The following is a 21498-nucleotide window of genomic DNA, read 5'->3' on the forward strand; positions in this document are numbered from 1 at the left end:
TGCAGCTGCAAGGCGGAGGACTGAGGCGTGGCGGAGCCATGGTGAATGACGACAACGCAGCAGATGTGCGTGCCCAGCCCCGCGACGCCATCCCCCGATCACCGGTCGGTCTCAGGGCTCCGGCACACACGCTGGACCCGCGGGCCGTCGGCTGGTGGCGTGCGCAGTGGCTGCTGCTGACGGCGCTGCCGGTGGTGGTCCTGGCCCTGCTGGGTGTGTTCGTCCCGGCCGCCCGGTTCTGGCTGCTGCTGTCCGCGGCCGTGCTCGCGGTCCTCGGTACCGGCTGCGCCGTCCTCGTCCCCCTCTGGTGGTTCCGTACGCACCGCTGGGAGGTCACCGACGAGGCGGTGTACGTCCGTACGGGTGTGCTGTGGCAGGAATGGCGGATCGCGCCGATGTCCCGGATCCAGACCGTGGACACCATGCGCGGCCCGCTCGAACAGCTGTACCGGCTCGCCACGGTCACCGTCACCACCGCGTCGTCCAAGGGCGCCGTCCGGATCGAGGGCCTCGACCACGAGATGGCGGCCGAGCTCGCCGAGCGGCTGACCCGCATCACCCAGGACACCCCCGGCGACGCCACATGAGCACCGCCGCCCCGCCCGCGGACTGGCGCCGGCTGGACCGGCGTACGGTCCTGGCCACCGCCCTCGTCACGGCGGGCGTGGCCGCCGGAGCCGCCGTGCCCACCACGCTCGGGCTCTCCGGACGGTTCGGTTTCGCCTCCGCCGTCGCCTGGGTGGCGGCGGGAGCGGCCCTGCTGATCGCGGGCAGCGCCGGCGCCGACTACGTACGCTGGCGCCGCACCCGCTACCGGATCGGAGCCGACCGGGTCGAGCTCCACACCGGCCTCCTGCTCATCAGGAGGCGTTCCCTCGCGCGGGAACGCATCCGCAGCGTCGACCTCACCGCCCACCCGCTCCAGCGCGTCCTGGGCCTCGTCACCGTCCGGATCGGCACCGGTGAGCACCACGGCGACGACTCCACCCTGGAACTCGACCCGGTCCTGCGCGCCGAGGGCGAACGACTGCGCCGCTCGCTCCTGGAACGCGGCCTCACGGGGGCGTCCGGCAGTCACCGTGAGGGCGAACTCGCCACGCTCGACCCGCGCTGGATTCGCTACGCACCGGTCTCGTTCGTCGCACCGGCACTCGGCGGTGCAGCGGCCGGGGCCGTGCTGCAGGTCAGCGACTGGTTCGGGGCACAGGGCCAGGTGATCGAGTGGGCGAGCGACCGGTTGCGGGACTTCTCCCTGCCCTCCGTGCTCGTGCTCCTCGCCGTCGCCGCGACACTCGCCGGAGCCGTCGGCGCGCTGGGCCTCTGGGTCGAGATGTGGTGGAACTACCGCCTCGAACGCGAACCGGGCGGAACCCTGCGCATCCGGCGCGGACTGCTCACCTCCCGGTCCGTATCGATCGAGGAGCGGCGGCTGCGCGGCGTCGACCTCGTCGAGCCGCTCGGCGTCCGGCTTCTGGGCGCCGCCCGGGTCGACGCCATCACCACCGGACTGGCCAAGGACGACGAGGAGCAGCACGGCGACCACAACACCCTGCTGCCCGCCGCGCCCCGGCCGGTCGCCGACGGGGCCGCCGCCGCCGTGCTGCGCGAGACGGTGTCCCCGACCGCCGCCGTGCTGACCCCGCACCCGCCGGCCGCGCGCGGCCGGCGCCTGCGCCGGGCCTGCTGGGCGGTCGGCGTGCCCGTCCTGGTCCAGGCCCTGCTCGGCGCGCTGCTGACACCCGTCCTGCTCTGGACCGCGCTCGGCTGCGCGGTCGTGGGACTGCCCGCCGGGGTGCTCCTGGCCCGCGACGCCTACCGCGGTCTCGGTCACGCGCTCAGCGGCGGCTACCTGGTGACCCGCTCGGGCTCCCTGCGCCGCTCCACCGCCGCGCTGGAACGGGCCGGGGTGATCGGCTGGACGGTCCGGCAGTCGTACTTCCAGCGACGGGCCGGGCTGCTGAACATCACGGCGACGACAGCGGCCGGGGCGGGCGCGTACACGGTGTACGACGCGGACGCGTCCGAGGGGCTGGCCTTCGCCTCCGAGGCCGTCCCGGGGCTGCTGGAGCCCTTCCTGGAGCGGGTCCCGCCGGCCCCGGAGCGCGTGGCGACGAAGGAGAGGGTGGGGGCGAAGGAGCGGGCCGGGGAGTGAGCCCGGTCAGCCGTGCGTCGTGTCGATGACACAGAAACGGTTGCCCTCGGTGTCCGCGAGGACCACGAAGTCCGGATCCGCCGGGTACAGCTTCCAGTCCGCCCGGACGGCGCCGAGCGCGAGCAGCCGGGCCACCTCGGCGTCCTGCTCCTCGCTGTACAGGTCGAGGTGGACCCGGGGGACCTCCTGCACCGGGACATCGCTCAGGCCCAGCGACACCCCCGGCCCGGGCCCCTCGGCCGGGACCAGCACGACCCAGTCCTCGGTGAGCGGTTCGCGCTCGACGTAACCGAGCGCCGCCTTCCAGAACGTCGCGGCACGCCGTACGTCCGACGCGCCCATCACCACGCTTCCGATATGCATGGGCCGAGCCTTTCACGCCGCAGGCCCGGTCCGCTCCGAAGAGCGAACCGGGCCTGCGAGGGCTACCGCTGACGGCGAATCAGGCGGAGGCCGGCGGGTACAGGGCGCGTGGCAGCCGCGAGGCCGCCGCCGCGTCCAGCAGCCACAGCGTGCGGCTGCGACCGTACGCACCCGCGGCCGGGGCCTGGATCTCCCCGGCACCCGACAGCGCGATGGCCGCGGCCTCCGCCTTGTCCTCGCCCGCGGCGAGCAGCCACACCTCGCGTGCCGCCCGGATGGCGGGCAGCGTCAGCGAGACGCGGACGGGCGGCGGCTTGGGCGCCCCGTGCACACCGACGACGGTGCGCTCGGTCTCCCGTACCGCGGGCAGCTCCGGGAAGAGCGAGGCCACATGGGTGTCGGGGCCGACACCCAGCATCAGCACATCGAACACCGGCACCGGCCCGTGGTCCTCCGGACCGGCCGCGGCGGCCAGTTCGGCGGCGTACGCGGCCGCTGCCGCGTCGGCGTCCGGGCCCCAGGGCCCGTCCGACGCGGGCATCGCGTGCACCCGGGCCGGGTCCAGCGGCACCGAGTCCAGCAGGGCCTCGCGGGCCTGCGTGACATTGCGCTCCGGATCGCCGTCCGGCAGGAACCGCTCGTCGCCCCACCACAGGTCGAGCCGTGACCAGTCGATCGCGTCCCGGGCGGGCGCGTCGGCGAGCGCGGCCAGCAGGCCGTTGCCGTTGCGGCCGCCGGTGAGCACCACCGAGGCGTAACCGCGTGCGGCCTGGGCGTCCACGATCTTCGTGATCAGCCGGGCCGCCGCGGCCTGCGCCATCAGCTCCTTGTCGCGGTGCACGACGAGCTGCGGGACGACGCTCACTTCGACGCCGCCTTCTTCGCCGGCGCGGCCGTCTTCTTGGCGGCGGGCGCGGTCTGGCCGGAAGGTGCGGCAGCCTTGGGCTTCGCCGCCTCCCCGAGGCGCTCCACGCCGAACTTCACCGACGACTCGTACGTGTTGTCCGGGTCGAGCCGGCGGAGCTCCTCGGCGAGCAGCTCCGCGGTCTCCCGGCGCTTGAGCGCCACCGCACGGTCCGGCTGGCCCACCATGGAGAGGGTGGCCAGCGAACCGTCGGCCCGGTCCAGCACGATCGTGCCGGACTCGGTCTCCATCCGGACAGCCGTCAGACCGGGGCCGCCGGACATGGTGCGCTCGACCGGGACCTGCAGCCGGTCCGCGAGCCACATGGCCAGCAGCTCACAGCTCGGGTTCTCGGACTCGCCCTCGACCGTCGCCGAGATGACGTCCACGGCCTGCTGGTCGAGTGCCGCGGCCAGCATCGAACGCCACGGCGTGATCCGGGTCCAGGACAGATCCGTGTCCCCGGGGGTGTACGACTTCGCGCGCACCGACAGTTCGGCGATCGGCCGCTCCGCCGAGTACGCGTCCGTGATCCGGCGCTGGGCGAGCGCGCCCAGCGGGTCCTTCGCCGGATCGGCGGGCGCCGCCTCGGGCCACCAGACCACGACCGGGGCGTCCGGCAGCAGCAGCGGCAGGACGACCGACTGGGCGTGGTTGGCCAGCTCGCCGTGGAGCCGCAGCACCACGGTCTCGCCGGTACCGGCGTCGGAGCCGACCCGGACCTCGGCGTCGAGCCGGGCGTCACGCCGGCTGCGAGGCGAACGGCTGACCCGCTTGATCACCGCGATGATCCGCGAGGGGTGCTCGCGCGAGGCGTCGCCGGCCGACTTGAGAGCGTCGTAGGCGTTCTCCTCGTCGGTGACGATGACCAGCGTGAGCACCATGCCGATCGCCGGGGTGCCGATGGCACGGCGGGCCGACACCAGCGCCTGGTTGATCTTGCTGGAAGTGGTTTCCGTGAGATCGATCTTCATGGCCGGCGCCAGCTCCGTCCGTCTCGTGCGAGCATCTCGTCCGCCTCGGCCGGGCCCCAGGTGCCCGCCGGGTACTGCGCGGGCTTGCCGTGCTTGTCCCAGTACTGCTCGATCGGGTCGAGGATGTTCCAGGAGAGTTCGACCTCCTGGTGGCGGGGGAAGAGGTTGGCGTCTCCGAGCAGCACATCGAGGATGAGCCGCTCGTAGGCCTCCGGGCTGGACTCGGTGAAGGACTCGCCGTAGGCGAAGTCCATCGTCACGTCCCGGACCTCCATCGAGGTGCCGGGCACCTTGGAGCCGAACCGCACGGTCACGCCCTCGTCCGGCTGGACCCGGATGACCAGGGCGTTACCGCCCAGCTCCTCCGTTGCCCCGGACTCGAACGGGAGGTACGGGGCGCGCTTGAAGACGACCGCGATCTCCGTGACCCGGCGGCCGAGCCGCTTTCCGGTACGGAGGTAGAACGGCACGCCCGCCCAGCGGCGGTTGTTGATCGTCAGCTTGATCGCGGCGAAGGTGTCGGTCTTCGACTTGGGGTCGATACCGTCCTCCTCCAGATAGCCGAGGACCTCCTCGCCGCCCTGCCACGCGTGCGCGTACTGACCGCGCACGGTGTGCTTGCCCAGGTCGTCCGGCAGCTCGACGGCCGTGAGGACCTTGAGCTTCTCGGCGACCAGGGCCTTCGGGTGGAAGGAGCCGGGCTCCTCCATCGCCGTCAGCGCCAGCAGCTGGAGCAGGTGGTTCTGGATGACGTCACGGGCGGCGCCGATGCCGTCGTAGTACCCGGCCCGGCCGCCGATGCCGATGTCCTCGGCCATCGTGATCTGGATGTGGTCGACGTAGCTCCGGTTCCAGATCGGCTCGAACATCGTGTTGGCGAACCGCAGTGCCAGGATGTTCTGGACCGTCTCCTTGCCCAGGTAGTGGTCGATCCGGAAGACCTCGTTGGGCGGGAACACGTCGTGCACGAGCTGGTTGAGCTCCTGCGCGCTCTTCAGGTCGTGACCGAAGGGCTTCTCGATGACGGCACGCCGCCAGGAACCCTCCTTCTGGTCGGCCAGCCCGTGCTTCTTGAGCTGCTGGACGACCTTGGGGAAGAACTTCGGCGGCACGGAGAGGTAGAAGGCGAAGTTGCCGCCCGTCCCCTGCGCCTGGTCCAGTTCCTGGATGGTCGCCTTCAGGGTCTCGAAGGCCTCGTCGTCGTCGAAGTTGCCCTGGACGAAGCGCATCCCCTGGATGAGCTGCTGCCAGACCTCTTCGCGGAACGGCGTACGGGCGTGCTGCTTGACGGCGTCGTGGACCTCCTGTGCGAAGTCCTCGTCCTGCCATTCGCGGCGCGCGAAACCGATGAGCGAGAAGCCCGGCGGCAGGAGGCCGCGATTGGCCAGGTCGTAGACGGCGGGCATCAGCTTTTTACGGGACAAATCGCCCGTGACGCCAAAGATGACCAGGCCCGACGGCCCCGCGATACGCGGGAGCCGTCGGTCCTGGGCGTCACGGAGCGGGTTGGCTCCGGGAACACCAGACAAAGTGGTCAGCCCTCCGAAGGGGCGAGGCGCTTGAGCTCCGCCTCGGTCGAGTTGAGCAGGTCGATCCAGGCAGCCTCGAACTTCTCGACGCCCTCGTCCTCCAGGAGCTGGACGACGTCGTCGTAGGAGACACCCAGCTTCTCGACGGCGTCGAGCTCGGCACGCGCCTGCTCGTAGGTGCCGGCGATGGTGTTGCCCGTGATCTGCCCGTGGTCCGCGGTCGCTTCCAGGGTGGCCTCGGGCATGGTGTTCACCGTGCCGGGGGCGACCAGGTCGTCCACGTACAGCGTGTCCTTGTACGCGGGGTCCTTCACACCGGTGGAGGCCCACAGCGGACGCTGCTTGTTGGCGTGCGCCTTGTCGAGCGCGGCCCAGCGGTCCGAGGAGAAGACCTCCTCGAACGCCTGGTAGGCGAGCCGGGCGTTGGCGAGAGCCGCCTTGCCCTTGAGTGCCTTGGCCTCGTCGGTGCCGACCGCGTCGAGACGCTTGTCGATCTCGGAGTCCACGCGGGAGACGAAGAACGAAGCCACCGAGTGGATCTTGGAGAGGTCCAGGCCCGCGGCCTTCGCCTTCTCCAGACCCGCCAGGTAGGCGTCCATGACCTCGCGGTAGCGCTCCAGCGAGAAGATCAGCGTGACGTTGACGCTGATGCCCTTGCCGATGACCTCGGTGATCGCCGGCAGACCGGCCTTCGTCGCCGGGATCTTGATGAGCGTGTTCGGCCGGTCCACCAGCCAGGCCAGCTGCTTGGCCTCGGCGACCGTGGCCGCCGTGTGGTGCGCCAGACGCGGGTCGACCTCGATGGAGACCCGGCCGTCCTGGCCGTCCGTGCTGTCGAAGACCGGACGCAGGATGTCGGCGGCGTCACGGACGTCCGCCGTCGTGATCATGCGGATGGCCTCGTCCACGGTGACCTTGCGGGTGGCGAGGTCCGTGAGCTGCTGGTCGTAACCGTGGCCCTGGGAGATCGCCTTCTGGAAGATCGACGGGTTGGTCGTGACACCCACGACGTGACTCTGGTCGATCAGCTCGGCGAGGTTGCCGGAGGTGATCCGTGTGCGGGACAGGTCGTCGAGCCAGATCGCCACGCCCTCGTCGGAGAGGCGCTTGAGTGCGTCTGTCATGAGAATTGCATCTCCTACTAGTCGTATAACGGCGTCAGCGCGTGACGGCGGCGAGAGATTCCCGGGCGGCGGCCGCGACGGCCTCGCCGGTGAAGCCGAACTCGCGGAAGAGGACCTTGGCGTCGGCCGAGGCACCGAAGTGCTCCAGCGAGATGATCCGGCCGGCGTCCCCGACGTACCGGTACCAGGTCAGGCCGATGCCCGCCTCGACGGCCACGCGGGCCTTCACGGACGGCGGCAGGACGCTGTCCTTGTACGCCTGGTCCTGCTCCTCGAACCACTCGACACACGGCATCGACACCACGCGGGTCGGGATGCCGGCGGCCTGGAGCTCCTCGCGCGCCTCGACGGCGAGGTGCACCTCGGAGCCGGTGCCGATGAGGACGACCTGGGCGTCGCCGCCCTCCGCGTCGAACAGCACGTAGCCGCCCTTGACCGCGTTCTCGTTCGCCTCGTACGTCGGTACGCCCTGGCGGGTCAGCGCCAGACCGTGCGGAGCGCCCTTGCCGAACACCTTGGTGTAGCGGCGCAGGATCTCGCGCCAGGTGAGGGAGGTCTCGTTGGCGTCGGCCGGGCGGACCACGTTCAGGCCCGGGATGGCGCGCAGCGAGGCCAGGTGCTCCACCGGCTGGTGGGTCGGGCCGTCCTCGCCGAGACCGATCGAGTCGTGCGTCCACACGTACGTCACCGGCAGGTGCATCAGCGCGGACAGCCGTACGGCGTTGCGCATGTAGTCGGAGAACACCAGGAAGGTGCCGCCGTAGATGCGGGTGTTGCCGTGCAGCGCGATGCCGTTCATGGCCGCGGCCATGGCGTGCTCGCGGATGCCGAAGTGGATCGTGCGGCCGTACGGGTCGGCCTCCGGCAGCGGGTTGCCGGCCGGGAGGAACGACGACGTCTTGTCGATCGTGGTGTTGTTCGAGCCCGCGAGGTCGGCGGAGCCGCCCCACAGCTCGGGCACGATGTCACCGAGCGCCTGGAGCACCTTGCCGGAGGCGGCGCGGGTGGCGACGCCCTTGCCGGGCTCGAAGACGGGGAGCTTGTCCTCCCAGCCCTCGGGCAGCTCGCCCGCGGAGATCCGGTCGAACTCGGCGGCGCGCTCCGGGTTGGCGGTGCGCCACGCGGCGAACGACTTCTCCCACTCGGCCTTGGCCTCGCGGCCGCGGTCCAGTGCCTCACGGGTGTGCGCGATGACCTCGTCGGCGACCTCGAAGGTCTTCTCCGGGTCGAAGCCCAGGACCCGCTTGGTCGCGGCGACCTCGTCGTCGCCGAGGGCGGAGCCGTGCGAGGCCTCGGTGTTCTGGGCGTGCGGTGCGGGCCAGGCGATGATCGAGCGGGCCGCGATGAACGACGGGCGCCCGGTCTCGGCCTTGGCGGCCAGCAGCGCCTTGTACAGACCCGCCGGGTCCAGGTCACCGCTGGGCAGCTGGTCGACGCGCTGGACGTGCCAGCCGTACGCCTCGTAGCGCTTCAGGGTGTCCTCGGAGACCGCGGTCTCCGTGTCGCCCTCGATGGAGATGTGGTTGTCGTCCCACAGCAGGACCAGGTTGCCCAGCTTCTGGTGCCCGGCCAGCGAGGACGCCTCCGCGGAGATGCCCTCCTGGAGGCAGCCGTCGCCGGCGACGGCCCACACCATGTGGTCGAAGGGGGAGGTGCCGGGGGCCGCCTCCGGGTCGAACAGGCCGCGCTCGTAGCGGGCGGCCATGGCCATGCCCACGGCGTTGGCGACGCCCTGGCCCAGCGGGCCGGTCGTCGTCTCCACACCGGTGGTGTGGCCGTACTCCGGGTGCCCCGGGGTCTTCGAGCCCCAGGTACGGAAGGCCTTCAGGTCATCGAGCTCCAGGCCGTACCCGGCCAGGTAGAGCTGGATGTAGAGGGTCAGGCTGCTGTGGCCCGCCGAGAGCACGAACCGGTCGCGGCCGGTCCACTCCGCGTCGGCGGGGTCGTGCCGCATCACCTTCTGGAAGATGGTGTAGGCGGCGGGAGCCAGGCTCATGGCCGTACCCGGGTGGCCGTTTCCGACCTTCTGTACGGCGTCCGCGGCGAGGACGCGGACGGTGTCCACGGCCCGCTGGTCCAATTCGGTCCACTGGAGGTCTGTGGTGGTCGGCTTGGTGCTCACCCTGAGTCAGGGCTCCTCTCCACTGTCGTAAACCGGTGACTGTGACCGCACCGGACATTGCCGAGCCTACCCCCGTCGGCACCCGCGATTTCCGGCTCCTTCCAGGGTGCGGGCGGCCCGTCGGATCCGCCTCCCGTATGAGCGCGGAGGCTCACCGATGGGCCCTCTCCGATGAGCGTGAGGCCTCACTCCTGAGGCCTCCGATGAGCGCCGGGACCCACTCCTGAGACCCCCCGTCGAGTGGTCCGGAGCACATCCGTGCGAGCGTTTGCGCGCCCCTGCGGCCCCGCACTCCGCGCGGGCCCGTGCGGGCGTTCGCGCGTGTGCCGCGGCAACGCCCCGCGCCACATCAACACGACCCCACCCCCGCGAAGGGCGGCCTGTCCCCAACGTCTACAGTGGTCTGGTTCGCGCAAGTCTTCACCGGGCCTTCCCGCCCGGAGCTTGCTGGGATTTCTCTGTCAGGGGTGTGCGTGACGGCCGTCGAGTCCCGACCCGCAGGGGTCGCCTTGACTCCGAGCCCGGGGGGCCATCGCCCGTTCGGGGCCCGTGTCAAGGCATTCGTGGCGCTGACCAAGCCTCGGATCATCGAGCTGTTGCTGATCACCACTGTTCCGGTGATGTTCCTGGCCGCTCAAGGTGTACCCGACCTGTGGCTCGTACTCACGACCACGATCGGCGGATACCTGTCCGCCGGCGGTGCCAACGCACTGAACATGTACATCGACCGCGACATCGACGCGTTGATGGACCGTACGTCGCAGCGCCCGCTGGTCACCGGAATGGTGAGCCCGCGCGAGTGCCTGGCCTTCGGTATCGCCCTCGCGGTGATCTCGACGGTCTGGTTCGGGCTGCTGGTGAACTGGCTGTCGGCGGCACTGTCGCTCGGCGCCCTGCTCTTCTACGTCGTCGTGTACACGATGATTCTGAAGCGCCGTACCTCGCAGAACATCGTCTGGGGCGGCATCGCGGGCTGCATGCCGGTGCTCATCGGCTGGTCCGCCGTGACGAACTCGATGTCCTGGGCCGCGGTGATCCTCTTCGCCGTCATCTTCTTCTGGACGCCGCCGCACTACTGGCCGCTGTCCATGAAGGTGAAGGACGACTACGCACGGGTCGGCGTTCCCATGCTGCCGGTCATTGCGTCCAATCGGGTGGTGGCCCGCCAGATCGTCCTCTACAGCTGGGTGATGGTGGCCGTCTCGCTGCTGCTGACCCCGCTGGGCTACACCGGCTGGTTCTACACGGTGGTGGCGGTGCTGACGGGCGGCTTCTGGCTCTGGGAGGCGCACGCCCTGCTGAGCCGGGCCAAGTCCGGCGTGACCGGCGGGAAGCTCAAGGAGATGCGGCTGTTCCACTGGTCGATCACCTATGTGTCCCTGCTGTTCGTCGCCGTGGCGGTGGACCCCTTCCTGCGGTAGCACCTCCTCCTTTCGACCTGCCGACGGGCGGGGAGCGTGGCACAGGCCACGCTCCCCGCCCGTCGCACGTTGATCTACCCATCGGTAGCATCTGGTGCATGGCAGAGACGGCTGAGACCCAGCAGGTGGACGGCAAGCAGGCGGCGCGCGCGGAGCGCAGGGCGGCCAGGCTGGCCAAGCAGATCGGTGCGTTCGCGAAGGCGCACGGCGGTGCCGAGGGGCAGCTCGCCTACATCGGACAGATGGGCACCCGCATCGTCCTCGTCGGCGAGGACGGCGGCTGGGGCGACCTCGTCGCCCCCTCGTACGCGGTCGCCGAGAGCGCCGCGCAGAAGTCCGGCATCACGATGCACGAGTCCTTCGACGGCGAGTTCGCGGCGAAGGTCCACACGGGCCCGTACGAGTGGACCCGCATGGCCGGTATCCAGATCGGCGGCCCGGCGAACAAGGCCTGAGGAACGGCACACAACGTGAACAGGGGCTCCTTCGCGGGACGGCTTGCAAGCCGTCCCGCGAAGGAGCCCCTGACGTGTGCTGAGCGGTGCGGAGGTCCTCAGCCCGCCGCGGCCGGCTCCGGCAGCCCGGCCGCCGGCCCTGGCACCGGGGCCACGGCCACCGGCCGCTCACGCAGCGACAGCAGGACGCGGACCACGCCGATCCAGACCAGGCACGAGCCGAACATGTGCACCCCGACCAGGATCTCGGGAGTGTCGTTGAAGTACTGCACGTACCCGATCACGCCCTGCGCCATCAGGATCACGAACAGGTCCCGGGCGCGGTGCAGCGGGCCGACGGGCGCGTCGACGGCCTTCAGGACGAACCAGAGTGCGACGGTCAGCGCCACCACGACCCACGCCAGGTCGGCGTGGAGCTGCGCGATCATCTTCCAGTCGATCGGGATGCGGTGGACGTCGCTGGAGTCACCGGCGTGCCGCCCGGCCCCCGTGACCACCGTGCCGACCGCGATCAGCAGCCCGGCGGCGACCGCCAGCAGCCAGGTGAGCTGTACGACGGCCTTGCCCACCAGGGGACGCGGCGCCTCGTCGCCCTCCCTGACCCGCTGCCACGTCACCAGGGCGATCGTGAGCAGTGCGGTGGAGAGCAGGAAGTGCGCCGCGACGGTGTACGGGTTGAGGCCCACGAGCACCACGATGCCGCCGAGCACGGCGTTGCCCATGACCACCCAGAACTGCGTCCAGCCGAGCCGGGTGAGGCTGCGGCGCCACGGCTTGGCGGACCGGGCGGCGATGATCGCCCACCCGACCGCCGCGCACAGGACGTAGGTGAGCATCCGGTTGCCGAACTCGATGGCGCCGTGGAAGCCCATCGCGCTGGTCGCCGTCAGGCTGTCGTCCGTGCACTTGGGCCAGGTCGGGCAGCCGAGGCCGGAACCGGTCAGCCGCACGGCACCGCCGGTGACGACGATGACGACGGTCATGACGACCGCCGACATCGCCGCACGGCGGACGGTCCTGGGGGACGGCGTCCAGCGCTCGGCGATGTAGAGGAGCGGGTTCCGCACGGCTTGAGCGACTTCGGCTCGGGTCAGCTTGGGCACGCGCACCATCGTAGGCGGCCGCTTGTGCAAGCTTTCACGAGGGGGACGATTACCCCGAACCGTCTACGGAGCGCACCCGCGGGCTCACTCCCAGCGGAAGAACCTCGCCGCCGCGCCAAGACCCAGCACCGTCCACACCGCGAGGATCCCCAGGTCGCCCCACGGCATCGCGGCGCCGTTCTGCAGCACGTCCCGCAGCCCGTCCGAGAGGGCCGCGATCGGCAGCAGGCCCAGCACGGACTGCACCGCGTCCGGGAACTTTTCCAGCGGCACGATGACCCCGCCGCCGACCAGCAGCAGGAGGAAGACCAGGTTGGCGGCGGCCAGCGTCGCCTCCGCCTTCAGCGTCCCGGCCATCAGCAGGCCGAGCCCGGAGAACGCGGCGGTCCCGAGGACCAGGAGCAGCAGCACGGCGAACGGGTTGCCGTGCGGCGACCAGCCCAGCGCGAAGGCGATCACCGTCAGCAGCACTACCTGGAGCACCTCGGTGACCAGGACCGCGAGCGTCTTGGCGGTCATCAGCCCCCACCGGGGCAGCGGCGAGGCGGCGAGCCGCTTGAGCACGCCGTAGCGCCGTTCGAAGCCGGTGGCGATGGCCTGGCCGGTGAACGCCGTGGACATCACCGCGAGGGCGAGGATGCCGGGCGTCAGGAAGTCGACCGACTCGCCCGAGCCGGTGTCCACGATGTCGACCGCGCTGAACAGTACGAGCAGCAGCGTCGGGATGATCACCGTCAGCAGCAGCTGCTCGCCGTTGCGCAGCAGCATCCGTGTCTCCAGCGCGGTCTGCGCGGCGATCATGCGGCCCAGTGGGGCCGCGCCCGGCCGGGGGGCGTACGTACCGGCGCTCATGCGCGCAGCTCCTTGCCGGTCAGTTCGAGGAAGACGTCCTCCAGGGTGTGGCGCTCGACGGAGATGCCGGAGGGCATCACGCCGTGCTGGGCGCACCAGGAGGTCACGGTGGCCAGCAGCTGCGGGTCGACGTCGCCGGTGATGCGGTAGGCGCCGGTGGTGAGCTCCGCGGCCTCCGTGCCGTCGGGCAGCGCCTTCAGCAGTGAGCCGAGGTCGAGGCCGGGGCGGCCGGTGAAGCGCAGGGTGTTCTCGGCACCGCCGCGGCACAGGGCCTCGGGGCTGCCCTGGGTGAGGAGCCGGCCGGCGTCGATGATGGCGACGTCGTCGGCGAGCTCCTCGGCCTCGTCCATGAAGTGGGTGGTCAGGACGACGGAGACACCGTCGGTGCGGAGCTCGCGCACGAGTTCCCAGGTGGAGCGGCGGGCCTGCGGGTCGAGGCCCGCGGTCGGCTCGTCCAGGAAGACCAGCTCGGGGCGGCCGACGACGGCCATCGCCAGGGCGAGCCGCTGTTGCTGGCCGCCGGAGAGCCGGCGGTAGGTGGTGCGGCCGCACCCGCCGAGCCCCAGACGCTCGATGAGGGCGTCCACGTCCAGGGGGTGGGCGTGCAGTTTCGCCATGTGGCGGAGCATCTCGTCGGCGCGTGCGCCGGAGTAGACGCCGCCCGACTGGAGCATCACGCCGATGCGCGGGCGCAGGCGCGCCGCGTCGGCGACCGGGTCGAGGCCGAGGACCCGGACCGTCCCGTCATCCGGGCGGCGGTATCCCTCGCAGGTCTCGATCGTGGTGGTCTTGCCCGCGCCGTTGGGGCCGAGGACCGCGGTGACCGCGCCGGCCCGGACGTCCAGGTCGAGGCCGTCCACCGCGGCTCTGCTGCCGTACCGCTTCACCAGGCCACGGACCTGGACGACCGGGCCGGTGGGGGGTGGGGCGGGCTCGCTCTTCATGGGCGGTAAGTCTAGGCAGCCGCCCGGGAGGTCCCGGTCCGGGGGCTTGATTAGGTAACCCTAAGTGATGGATTCCACCCGTGATCGTTCCGGACCGTGGTTGTCAGGGCCGGATGAATTACGCAACAATGGCGTTGTGAAATACATGGGCGAGGCTCCGCAGGAGGAACTCGCGACCGGTGAGCGCTCGACGCGCAACCGGGTCGCGCGCTCCATCCTGGACCACGGCCCGTCCACCGTCGCCGACCTGGCGAAGCGGCTGGGGCTCACCCAGGCGGCGGTCCGCCGCCACCTCGACGCCCTCGTCGCCGACGATGTCGTGGAGGCCCGCGAACAGCGGGTCTACGGGGCGCGGACCCGGGGCCGTCCGGCCAAGGTGTTCGCCCTGACCGACTGCGGCCGGGACGCCTTCGACCAGTCCTACGACAAGCTCGCCGCGGACGCCCTGCGCTGGATCGCCGAGACCTCGGGCGACGAAGCGGTCATGGCCTTCGCCCGGGCCAGGATCGCCGGCCAGTCGGCCGCCTATCGCGCGGCCGTCGAGGCCGCGGAGCCGGAAGCCCGGACGGAGGCGCTGGCCAAGGCCTTGTCCGCCGACGGGTACGCTGCTACGGCGCGTAGCGCGCCGGGCCCGCAGCAGGGTGAACAGCTGTGTCAGCACCACTGTCCGGTCGCACATGTCGCCGAGCAGTACCCGCAGCTGTGCGAGGCGGAGACGGAGTTCTTCTCCAGCCTCCTGGGGACCCATGTGCAGCGTCTGGCCACCATCGCCCACGGCGACGGGGTGTGCACGACGTACATTCCGCGCAGTGGCCACCCCACCCCACAGACCACTGATTCAGCATCTGCAAGAACGGCCGGGAGGAACCCCGCATGACGCTCCCTACGGAGACTGCCCACCCTGAGCTCGATGGCCTGGGCACGTACGAATTCGGTTGGGCCGACTCCGACGCGGCAGGCGCAGCGGCCAAGCGCGGCCTCTCCGAGGCCGTCGTCCGCGACATCTCGGAGAAGAAGAACGAGCCGGAGTGGATGCTGAAGCTGCGGCTCAAGGGCCTCAAGCTCTTCGGCAAGAAGCCCATGCCGAACTGGGGCTCGGACCTGTCGGGCATCGACTTCGACAACATCAAGTACTTCGTGCGGTCGACGGAGAAGCAGGCGGAGTCCTGGGAGGACCTGCCCGAGGACATCAAGAACACGTACGACAAGCTCGGCATCCCGGAGGCGGAGAAGCAGCGCCTCGTCGCCGGTGTCGCCGCGCAGTACGAGTCCGAGGTCGTCTACCACCAGATCAACGAGGAGCTGGAGGCGCAGGGTGTCATCTTCATGGACACCGACACCGCGCTGAAGGAGCACCCGGAGCTCTTCAAGGAGTACTTCGGCACCGTCATCCCCGTCGGTGACAACAAGTTCGCCTCGCTGAACTCGGCCGTGTGGTCCGGTGGCTCGTTCATCTACGTGCCGAAGGGCGTGCACGTGGAGATCCCGCTCCAGGCCTACTTCCGTATCAACACGGAGAACATGGGCCAGTTCGAGCGGACGCTGATCATCGTCGACGAGGACGCCTACGTCCACTACGTCGAGGGCTGCACCGCGCCGATCTACTCCTCGGACTCCCTGCACTCCGCGGTCGTCGAGATCATCGTGAAGAAGGGCGGCCGCTGCCGCTACACGACGATCCAGAACTGGTCGAACAACGTCTACAACCTGGTGACCAAGCGCGCCGTCGCCTACGAGGGCGCGACGATGGAGTGGGTCGACGGCAACATCGGCTCCAAGGTCACCATGAAGTACCCGGCCGTCTACCTCATGGGCGAGCACGCCAAGGGCGAGACCCTGTCCATCGCCTTCGCGGGCGAGGGCCAGCACCAGGACGCCGGCGCCAAGATGGTCCACATGGCTCCGAACACCTCGTCCAACATCGTCTCCAAGTCGGTGGCACGAGGCGGCGGCCGTACCTCCTACCGCGGTCTGATCGAGATCGGCGAGGGCGCGCCCGGCGCGAAGTCCAACGTGCTGTGCGACGCGCTGCTGGTCGACACCATCTCGCGCTCCGATACCTACCCGTACGTCGACGTCCGCGAGGACGACGTGTCGATGGGTCACGAGGCGACCGTCTCCAAGGTCTCCGAGGACCAGCTCTTCTACCTGATGAGCCGCGGCATGACCGAGTTCGAGGCAATGGCGATGATCGTGCGCGGCTTCGTCGAGCCGATCGCGAAGGAACTCCCGATGGAGTACGCCCTCGAACTCAACCGGCTGATCGAGCTGCAGATGGAGGGTTCGGTCGGCTAGTGCGCCGATTGCCCGGATCCCCCCGATATCTGTCCGACTGAGAAAGAGAGCACCACGACAGCCATGGCTGAGGCTCAGAACATCCCTGCGGGCTCCACGACCGCCGGGTCCATCGCGGTGGCCGCCGAGTCGACCGTCGCCACGCGCATGAGCGCGCCCCCGTCCTTCGACGTCGCGGACTTCCCGGTCCCGCACGGTCGCGAGGAGGAGTGGCGGTTCACTCCGCTGGAGCGGCTGCGCGGGCTGCACGACGGCACGGCCGTCGCCGACGGCGGCGGCGTGAAGGTCGCCATCGAGGCGCCCGCCGGCGTCACGGTCGAGACCGTCGGCCGCGACGACGCACGCCTCGGCAAGGCCGGTACGCCGGTGGACCGGGTCGCCGCGCAGGCGTACTCGTCCTTCGAGCAGGCCTCCGTCGTCACCGTCGCCAAGGAAGCCGTGCTCACCGAGCCGATCCGGATCGCCGTGCACGGCGAGGGCGGTGCGGCCTACGGCCACCAGGTCATCGAGCTGGGCGCCTTCGCCGAGGCCGTCGTGGTCATCGACCACACCGGTGACGCGGTGCTCGCCGCCAACGTCGACTACGTCCTCGGCGACGGTGCGAAGCTGACCGTCGTCTCCGTCCAGGACTGGGACGAGCAGGCCGTCCACGTCGGCCAGCACAACGCGCTGGTCGGCCGCGACGCCTCCTTCAAGTCCATCATCGTCACCTTCGGCGGCGACCTCGTCCGGCTCCACCCGCGGATCGCCTACGCGGGCCCCGGCGGTGAGGCCGAGCTCTTCGGCCTGTACTTCACCGACAAGGGCCAGCACCAGGAGCACCGCCTCCTGGTCGACCACAACACCCCGCACTGCAAGTCCAACGTGGCCTACAAGGGCGCGCTGCAGGGCGACGGTGCCCACGCCGTATGGATCGGGGACGTCCTCATCCAGGCCGCGGCCGAGGGCACCGACACCTACGAGATGAACCGCAACCTGGTCCTCACGGACGGTGCGCGGGTCGACTCGGTGCCGAACCTGGAGATCGAGACCGGCGAGATCGTCGGCGCCGGTCACGCCTCCGCGACCGGCCGTTTCGACGACGAGCAGCTGTTCTACCTCCAGTCCCGCGGTATCCCGGCCGAGGAGGCCCGCCGCCTCGTCGTGCGCGGCTTCTTCGCCGAGCTGGTCCAGCAGATCGGTCTGCCGGATGTCGAAGCCCGTCTCCTCGACAAGATCGAGACCGAGCTGAAGGCGTCGGTCTGATGACCTTCGTCAAGGCGTGCGCGCTGAGTGAGCTGGAGGACGACACCCCGAAGAGGGTGGAGCTCGCCGGCACGCCGGTGTCCGTCGTCCGCACCGAGGGCGAGGTGTTCGCGATCAACGACATCTGCTCGCACGCGAACGTGTCGCTGTCCGAGGGCGAGGTCGAGGACTGCATGATCGAGTGCTGGCTGCACGGGTCGAGCTTCGACCTGCGCACCGGCAAGCCGTCCGGCCTCCCCGCGACGCGCCCCGTCCCCGTATACCCCGTCAAGATCGAAGGGGACGATGTGCTCGTCTCCGTCACCCAGGAGTCCTGAGTCACCCATGGCAACGCTTGAAATCCGCGACCTGCACGTCACCGTCGAGGCCGACAACGCCACGAAGGAGATCCTCAAGGGCGTCGACCTGACCGTGAAGCAGGGCGAGACCCACGCCATCATGGGCCCCAACGGGTCCGGCAAGTCCACCCTCGCGTACTCGCTCGCGGGTCACCCCAAGTACACGATCACCAGTGGAACGGTGACCCTGGACGGCGAGAACGTCCTGGACATGACCGTCGACGAGCGCGCCCGTGCCGGCCTGTTCCTCGCCATGCAGTACCCGGTCGAGATCCCCGGTGTCTCGGTCTCCAACTTCCTGCGTACCTCCGCCACCGCCGTCCGCGGCGAGGCGCCCAAGCTGCGTACCTGGGTGAAGGAGGTCAAGGAGACGATGGCCGGCCTCCAGATGGACCCGTCCTTCGCCGAGCGCAACGTCAACGAGGGCTTCTCCGGCGGCGAGAAGAAGCGCCACGAGATCCTTCAGCTGGAGCTCCTCAAGCCGAAGATCGCGATCCTCGACGAGACCGACTCCGGCCTGGACGTCGACGCCCTGCGTGTCGTCTCCGAGGGCGTCAACCGGGTCCGGGAGACCGGCGAGGTCGGCACCCTGCTGATCACGCACTACACCCGGATCCTCCGCTACATCAAGCCCGACTTCGTGCACGTCTTCGCCAACGGCCGCATCGCCGAGTCCGGGGGTGCCGAGCTCGCCGACAAGCTGGAGAACGAGGGCTACGAGGCATATGTGAAGGGTGGCGCTTCCGCGTGACACAGCTGCCGGGCCTCCTCGACACCGAGGCGATCCGCAAGGACTTCCCCCTGCTGGATCGCACGGTCCACGACGGGAAGAAGATCGTTTATCTGGACAGCGCTGCGACCTCGCAGAAGCCGCGCCAGGTGCTCGATGCCCTCAACGAGTACTACGAGCGGCACAACGCCAATGTGCACCGCGGCGTGTACACGATCGCGGAGGAGGCCACGGCGCTGTACGAGGGCGCCCGTGACAAGGTCGCCGCGTTCATCAACGCGCCCAGTCGCAACGAGGTGATCTTCACCAAGAACGCCTCGGAGTCGCTCAACCTCGTGGCCAACATGCTCGGCTGGGCCGATGAGCCCTACCGGGTCGACCACGAGACCGAGATCGTCACCACGGAGATGGAGCACCACTCCAACATCGTGCCGTGGCAGCTGCTCTCGCAGCGCACGGGCGCGAAGCTGAAGTGGTTCGGCATCACGGACGACGGCCGGCTTGACCTGTCCAACATCAACGAGATCATCACCGAGAAGACGAAGATCGTCTCCTTCACGCTGGTCTCGAACATCATGGGCACGATCAACCCGGTCGAGCAGATCGTCCGGCGCGCCCAGGAGGTCGGTGCACTGGTCTGCATCGACGCCTCGCAGGCCGCCCCGCACATGGTGCTCGACGTGCAGGCGCTGCAGGCCGACTTCGTGGCCTTCACCGGTCACAAGATGGTCGGCCCGACCGGCATCGGCGTGCTCTGGGGACGGCAGGAACTCCTGGAGGACCTGCCGCCGTTCCTCGGTGGCGGCGAGATGATCGAGACCGTGTCGATGCACTCGTCGACGTACGCCCCCGCGCCGCACAAGTTCGAGGCCGGTACGCCCCCGATCGCGCAGGCCGTCGGCCTCGGTGCGGCCGTGGACTACCTCTCGGCGATCGGCATGGAGAACATCCACCGCCATGAGCAGGCCATCACCGCGTACGCGGTGAAGCGCCTGCTGGAGGTACCGGACCTCAGGATCATCGGTCCGGCCACCGCGGAGGACCGCGGCGCCACGATCTCCTTCACGCTCGGCGACATCCACCCGCACGATGTGGGGCAGGTGCTCGACGAGGAGGGCATCGCGGTCCGGGTCGGACACCACTGCGCACGGCCGGTTTGCCTGCGGTACGGAATTCCTGCGACGACGCGAGCGTCGTTCTATCTGTACTCCACGCCCGCCGAGGTCGACGCCCTGGTGGACGGTCTGAACCACGTCCGGAACTTTTTCGGTTAGACAGCGGCTGAGGGTTGACTGGTGAAGCTTGATTCCATGTACCAGGAAGTGATCCTGGACCACTACAAGCACCCCCACGGGCGCGGCCTGCGGGACGGCGACGCCGAGGTGCATCACGTCAATCCGACGTGCGGTGACGAGATCACGTTGCGGGTGCGGTACGACGGCGAGACGATCGCCGATGTGAGTTACGAGGGCCAGGGCTGCTCCATCAGCCAGGCCAGTGCCTCCGTGCTGAACGAGCTGCTGGTCGGCAAGGAACTGGGCGAGGCCCAGAAGATCCAGGCCGCGTTCCTGGAGCTGATGCAGTCCAAGGGACAGCTGGAGCCGGACGATGCGATGGAGGAGGTGCTGGAGGACGCGGTCGCGTTCGCCGGTGTCTCCAAGTACCCGGCCCGGGTCAAGTGCGCGCTGCTGAGCTGGATGGCGTGGAAGGACGCGACGGCGAAAGCGCTGTCCGAAGGGAAGACGGCATGAGCGACAACGAGACTCTTACCACCAAGCCTGCCTCCGAGGAGGAGGTCCGCGAGGCGTTGTACGACGTCGTCGACCCCGAGCTGGGCATCGACGTCGTCAACCTGGGCCTGATCTACGGCATCCACATCGACGACGCCAACATCGCGACGCTCGACATGACCCTGACGTCCGCGGCCTGCCCGCTGACCGATGTCATCGAGGACCAGGCGAAGTCCGCAACCGACGGCATCGTCAACGAACTCCGGATCAACTGGGTCTGGATGCCGCCGTGGGGCCCCGACAAGATCACGGACGACGGCCGCGAGCAGCTGCGCGCGCTGGGCTTCAACGTCTGAGCACTCCGGACGCGACCGGCTGGGCCTTCCGGGTCCATCTCGCCGGTTCGTACCAGAACGGCCATGCCCGCCAGGCAGACTGGCGGGCATGGCCGTTTCCTTTTAAGGCATCGTCGTCGACGCCCGTGACCTTCCCTCGCTCGCCCGCTTCTGGTGCGCGGTACTCGACTGGGAGGTGCTCTTCGAGGCGGACGACGAGATCGTCATCGGCGCGGACAAGGACGCGCTGCCGGGCATCACCTTCGTCCCCGTGCCCGAGGCGAAGGAGATCAAGAACCGGCTGCACATCGACCTGGCCCCCGACGACCAGGACGCCGAGGTCGAGCGCATCATCGCGCTCGGTGCCCGGCGCACCGACGTCGGCCAGCCGGGCAGCGCGACCTTTGTGGTGCTGGAGGACCCCGAGGGCAACGAGTTCTGTGTGCTGTCCCCGAAGAACTCGCTCATCGACTGAGTGTCCCGCCGACGGGCGAGGCCTCCGGGGGCCGCTACTGCGTGTACTGCGGCGGTACCGCGGCGGCCTCGGCGAGTACGGGCCCGAGGTCCTCGGTGCGGATCCGGCGGTCGACGTACAGCAGGCCGGTCACCAGCGGCGGGAAGGTGGCCACGACCAGCTGCGAGACCAGCTGGCCGACCATGATCGCCAGCACATAGCCGCTGACGGCGGTGATGACCGCCGTCGGGTTCGGGTCGTCGCCCAGGTTCCCCGTGCCGAGCATGCCCGAGAACGTGCCGAGCACCGAGAACGGGATCTGGATCAGATAGCCGGCGAACCCGGCGACGGCGCCGGCCAGCAGCGTGATTCCGAAGATCCTCCACCAGTCGCCGCGCACCAGCCGGGACGAGCGGCGCAGCGCCCCG

The 21498-nt window shown here is 69.8% G+C and carries 23 protein-coding genes; 13 read left to right on the forward strand and 10 right to left on the reverse strand.

Translation table 11 applies throughout. The features are described from left to right. The first annotated feature begins 89 nt into the window (after nucleotides 1–89). Entirely contained in the window at nucleotides 90–587 is a 498-nt protein-coding gene (locus JGS39_RS17910) for a PH domain-containing protein (RefSeq protein WP_372456149.1), read from the forward strand. After that, on the forward strand, nucleotides 584–2152 hold the full coding sequence (locus JGS39_RS17915; protein ID WP_219570158.1) for a PH domain-containing protein: 1569 nt from the start codon (nucleotides 584–586) through the stop codon (nucleotides 2150–2152). The genes JGS39_RS17910 and JGS39_RS17915 overlap by 4 nt, the downstream gene beginning before the upstream one ends. Nucleotides 2153–2158: 6 nt before the next feature. Here the strand turns inward: JGS39_RS17915 and JGS39_RS17920 are convergent, their stop codons facing one another. The 6 genes from JGS39_RS17920 to tkt form a co-directional block, all read right to left on the reverse strand. Further along, nucleotides 2159–2515 (reverse strand): VOC family protein, encoded by a 357-nt coding sequence (locus JGS39_RS17920; protein ID WP_219570160.1) that lies wholly within the window; start codon nucleotides 2513–2515, stop codon nucleotides 2159–2161. A gap of 79 nt (nucleotides 2516–2594) precedes the next feature. Next, nucleotides 2595–3380, reverse strand: a complete 786-nt coding sequence (gene pgl, locus JGS39_RS17925; protein ID WP_219570162.1) for a 6-phosphogluconolactonase — start codon at nucleotides 3378–3380, stop codon at nucleotides 2595–2597. Next, entirely contained in the window at nucleotides 3377–4393 is a 1017-nt protein-coding gene (gene opcA, locus JGS39_RS17930) for a glucose-6-phosphate dehydrogenase assembly protein OpcA (RefSeq protein WP_219570164.1), read from the reverse strand. The genes pgl and opcA overlap by 4 nt, the downstream gene beginning before the upstream one ends. After that, nucleotides 4390–5922 (reverse strand): glucose-6-phosphate dehydrogenase, encoded by a 1533-nt coding sequence (gene zwf / locus JGS39_RS17935; protein ID WP_219570166.1) that lies wholly within the window; start codon nucleotides 5920–5922, stop codon nucleotides 4390–4392. The genes opcA and zwf overlap by 4 nt, the downstream gene beginning before the upstream one ends. Before the next feature lie 5 nt (nucleotides 5923–5927). Beyond that, entirely contained in the window at nucleotides 5928–7046 is a 1119-nt protein-coding gene (gene tal / locus JGS39_RS17940; protein WP_219570168.1) for a transaldolase, read from the reverse strand. Nucleotides 7047–7080: 34 nt separating this feature from the next. Further along, nucleotides 7081–9168 carry a transketolase gene (gene tkt, locus JGS39_RS17945; protein WP_219570170.1) on the reverse strand — a complete coding sequence of 696 codons (2088 nt, stop codon included), beginning with the start codon at nucleotides 9166–9168 and terminating at the stop codon, nucleotides 7081–7083. A gap of 473 nt (nucleotides 9169–9641) precedes the next feature. Between tkt and JGS39_RS17950 the strand changes: the two genes are divergently transcribed. Beyond that, on the forward strand, nucleotides 9642–10589 hold the full coding sequence (locus JGS39_RS17950; protein ID WP_219570172.1) for a heme o synthase: 948 nt from the start codon (nucleotides 9642–9644) through the stop codon (nucleotides 10587–10589). 98 nt (nucleotides 10590–10687) lie between these two features. Next, nucleotides 10688–11044 carry a hypothetical protein gene (locus tag JGS39_RS17955; RefSeq protein ID WP_219570174.1) on the forward strand — a complete coding sequence of 119 codons (357 nt, stop codon included), beginning with the start codon at nucleotides 10688–10690 and terminating at the stop codon, nucleotides 11042–11044. 98 nt (nucleotides 11045–11142) lie between these two features. On the opposite strand, the gene JGS39_RS17960 is transcribed toward JGS39_RS17955, so the two are convergent. The 3 genes from JGS39_RS17960 to JGS39_RS17970 all read right to left on the reverse strand — a co-directional run bounded on the left by JGS39_RS17960 (nucleotide 11143) and on the right by JGS39_RS17970 (nucleotide 13943). Next, the gene (locus tag JGS39_RS17960; RefSeq protein WP_219570176.1) at nucleotides 11143–12156 is read right to left on the reverse strand and encodes a COX15/CtaA family protein; all 1014 of its coding nucleotides are present in this window, start codon (nucleotides 12154–12156) and stop codon (nucleotides 11143–11145) included. 75 nt (nucleotides 12157–12231) lie between these two features. Then, nucleotides 12232–12999, reverse strand: a complete 768-nt coding sequence (locus tag JGS39_RS17965; protein WP_219570178.1) for an ABC transporter permease — start codon at nucleotides 12997–12999, stop codon at nucleotides 12232–12234. Further along, on the reverse strand, nucleotides 12996–13943 hold the full coding sequence (locus JGS39_RS17970) for an ABC transporter ATP-binding protein (RefSeq protein WP_219570180.1): 948 nt from the start codon (nucleotides 13941–13943) through the stop codon (nucleotides 12996–12998). The genes JGS39_RS17965 and JGS39_RS17970 overlap by 4 nt, the downstream gene beginning before the upstream one ends. A gap of 136 nt (nucleotides 13944–14079) precedes the next feature. On the opposite strand from JGS39_RS17970, the gene JGS39_RS17975 reads away from it, so the two are divergent. The 9 genes from JGS39_RS17975 (at nucleotide 14080) to JGS39_RS18015 (ending at nucleotide 21091) form a co-directional block, all read left to right on the forward strand. Next, nucleotides 14080–14820 carry a helix-turn-helix transcriptional regulator gene (locus JGS39_RS17975; RefSeq protein WP_219570182.1) on the forward strand — a complete coding sequence of 247 codons (741 nt, stop codon included), beginning with the start codon at nucleotides 14080–14082 and terminating at the stop codon, nucleotides 14818–14820. After that, nucleotides 14817–16238 (forward strand): Fe-S cluster assembly protein SufB, encoded by a 1422-nt coding sequence (gene sufB / locus JGS39_RS17980; protein WP_031094525.1) that lies wholly within the window; start codon nucleotides 14817–14819, stop codon nucleotides 16236–16238. Before JGS39_RS17975 ends, sufB begins: the two co-directional genes overlap by 4 nt. A gap of 63 nt (nucleotides 16239–16301) precedes the next feature. Next, nucleotides 16302–17483 (forward strand): Fe-S cluster assembly protein SufD, encoded by a 1182-nt coding sequence (gene sufD, locus JGS39_RS17985; RefSeq protein ID WP_219570183.1) that lies wholly within the window; start codon nucleotides 16302–16304, stop codon nucleotides 17481–17483. Further along, nucleotides 17483–17800, forward strand: a complete 318-nt coding sequence (locus JGS39_RS17990; protein ID WP_219570184.1) for a bifunctional 3-phenylpropionate/cinnamic acid dioxygenase ferredoxin subunit — start codon at nucleotides 17483–17485, stop codon at nucleotides 17798–17800. The genes sufD and JGS39_RS17990 overlap by 1 nt, the downstream gene beginning before the upstream one ends. Before the next feature lie 7 nt (nucleotides 17801–17807). Further along, a complete protein-coding gene (sufC, locus tag JGS39_RS17995; RefSeq protein WP_148015901.1) occupies nucleotides 17808–18572 on the forward strand; it encodes a Fe-S cluster assembly ATPase SufC in 765 nt (254 codons plus the stop codon). Beyond that, nucleotides 18569–19825 (forward strand): cysteine desulfurase, encoded by a 1257-nt coding sequence (locus tag JGS39_RS18000; protein ID WP_148015902.1) that lies wholly within the window; start codon nucleotides 18569–18571, stop codon nucleotides 19823–19825. Before sufC ends, JGS39_RS18000 begins: the two co-directional genes overlap by 4 nt. A gap of 21 nt (nucleotides 19826–19846) precedes the next feature. Next, nucleotides 19847–20302: a Fe-S cluster assembly sulfur transfer protein SufU gene (gene sufU / locus JGS39_RS18005; protein ID WP_024492621.1), complete on the forward strand. Its 456-nt coding sequence runs from the start codon at nucleotides 19847–19849 to the stop codon at nucleotides 20300–20302. Next, nucleotides 20299–20637 (forward strand): metal-sulfur cluster assembly factor, encoded by a 339-nt coding sequence (locus JGS39_RS18010; protein WP_093539690.1) that lies wholly within the window; start codon nucleotides 20299–20301, stop codon nucleotides 20635–20637. Before sufU ends, JGS39_RS18010 begins: the two co-directional genes overlap by 4 nt. Before the next feature lie 109 nt (nucleotides 20638–20746). Further along, nucleotides 20747–21091 (forward strand): VOC family protein, encoded by a 345-nt coding sequence (locus tag JGS39_RS18015; protein ID WP_308120499.1) that lies wholly within the window; start codon nucleotides 20747–20749, stop codon nucleotides 21089–21091. Between the two features lie 34 nt (nucleotides 21092–21125). Here JGS39_RS18015 and JGS39_RS18020 read toward each other — a convergent pair. Then, the coding region (locus JGS39_RS18020) for a DUF7847 domain-containing protein (protein WP_505391876.1) at nucleotides 21126–21498 on the reverse strand (373 nt) is incomplete at its 5' end.

It is taken from the genome of Streptomyces poriferorum (genome assembly GCF_019399235.1).
Lineage (GTDB): Bacteria > Actinomycetota > Actinomycetes > Streptomycetales > Streptomycetaceae > Streptomyces > Streptomyces poriferorum.

Excerpts from the sequence above, each read along its gene's own strand:
- JGS39_RS17955 (WP_219570174.1), top strand. The coding sequence starts at position 10,688 with ATGGCAGAGACGGCTGAGACCCAGCAGGTGGACGGCAAGCAGGCGGCG.
- sufD (WP_219570183.1), top strand. The coding sequence starts at position 16,302 with ATGGCTGAGGCTCAGAACATCCCTGCGGGCTCCACGACCGCCGGGTCC.
- sufC (WP_148015901.1), top strand. The coding sequence starts at position 17,808 with ATGGCAACGCTTGAAATCCGCGACCTGCACGTCACCGTCGAGGCCGAC.
- sufB (WP_031094525.1), top strand. The coding sequence starts at position 14,817 with ATGACGCTCCCTACGGAGACTGCCCACCCTGAGCTCGATGGCCTGGGC.
- JGS39_RS17970 (WP_219570180.1), bottom strand. The coding sequence starts at position 13,943 with ATGAAGAGCGAGCCCGCCCCACCCCCCACCGGCCCGGTCGTCCAGGTC.
- JGS39_RS17960 (WP_219570176.1), bottom strand. The coding sequence starts at position 12,156 with ATGGTGCGCGTGCCCAAGCTGACCCGAGCCGAAGTCGCTCAAGCCGTG.
- JGS39_RS18010 (WP_093539690.1), top strand. The coding sequence starts at position 20,299 with ATGAGCGACAACGAGACTCTTACCACCAAGCCTGCCTCCGAGGAGGAG.
- JGS39_RS17990 (WP_219570184.1), top strand. The coding sequence starts at position 17,483 with ATGACCTTCGTCAAGGCGTGCGCGCTGAGTGAGCTGGAGGACGACACC.
- JGS39_RS17920 (WP_219570160.1), bottom strand. The coding sequence starts at position 2,515 with ATGCATATCGGAAGCGTGGTGATGGGCGCGTCGGACGTACGGCGTGCC.
- JGS39_RS17965 (WP_219570178.1), bottom strand. The coding sequence starts at position 12,999 with ATGAGCGCCGGTACGTACGCCCCCCGGCCGGGCGCGGCCCCACTGGGC.
- JGS39_RS17915 (WP_219570158.1), top strand. The coding sequence starts at position 584 with ATGAGCACCGCCGCCCCGCCCGCGGACTGGCGCCGGCTGGACCGGCGT.
- opcA (WP_219570164.1), bottom strand. The coding sequence starts at position 4,393 with ATGAAGATCGATCTCACGGAAACCACTTCCAGCAAGATCAACCAGGCG.
- tal (WP_219570168.1), bottom strand. The coding sequence starts at position 7,046 with ATGACAGACGCACTCAAGCGCCTCTCCGACGAGGGCGTGGCGATCTGG.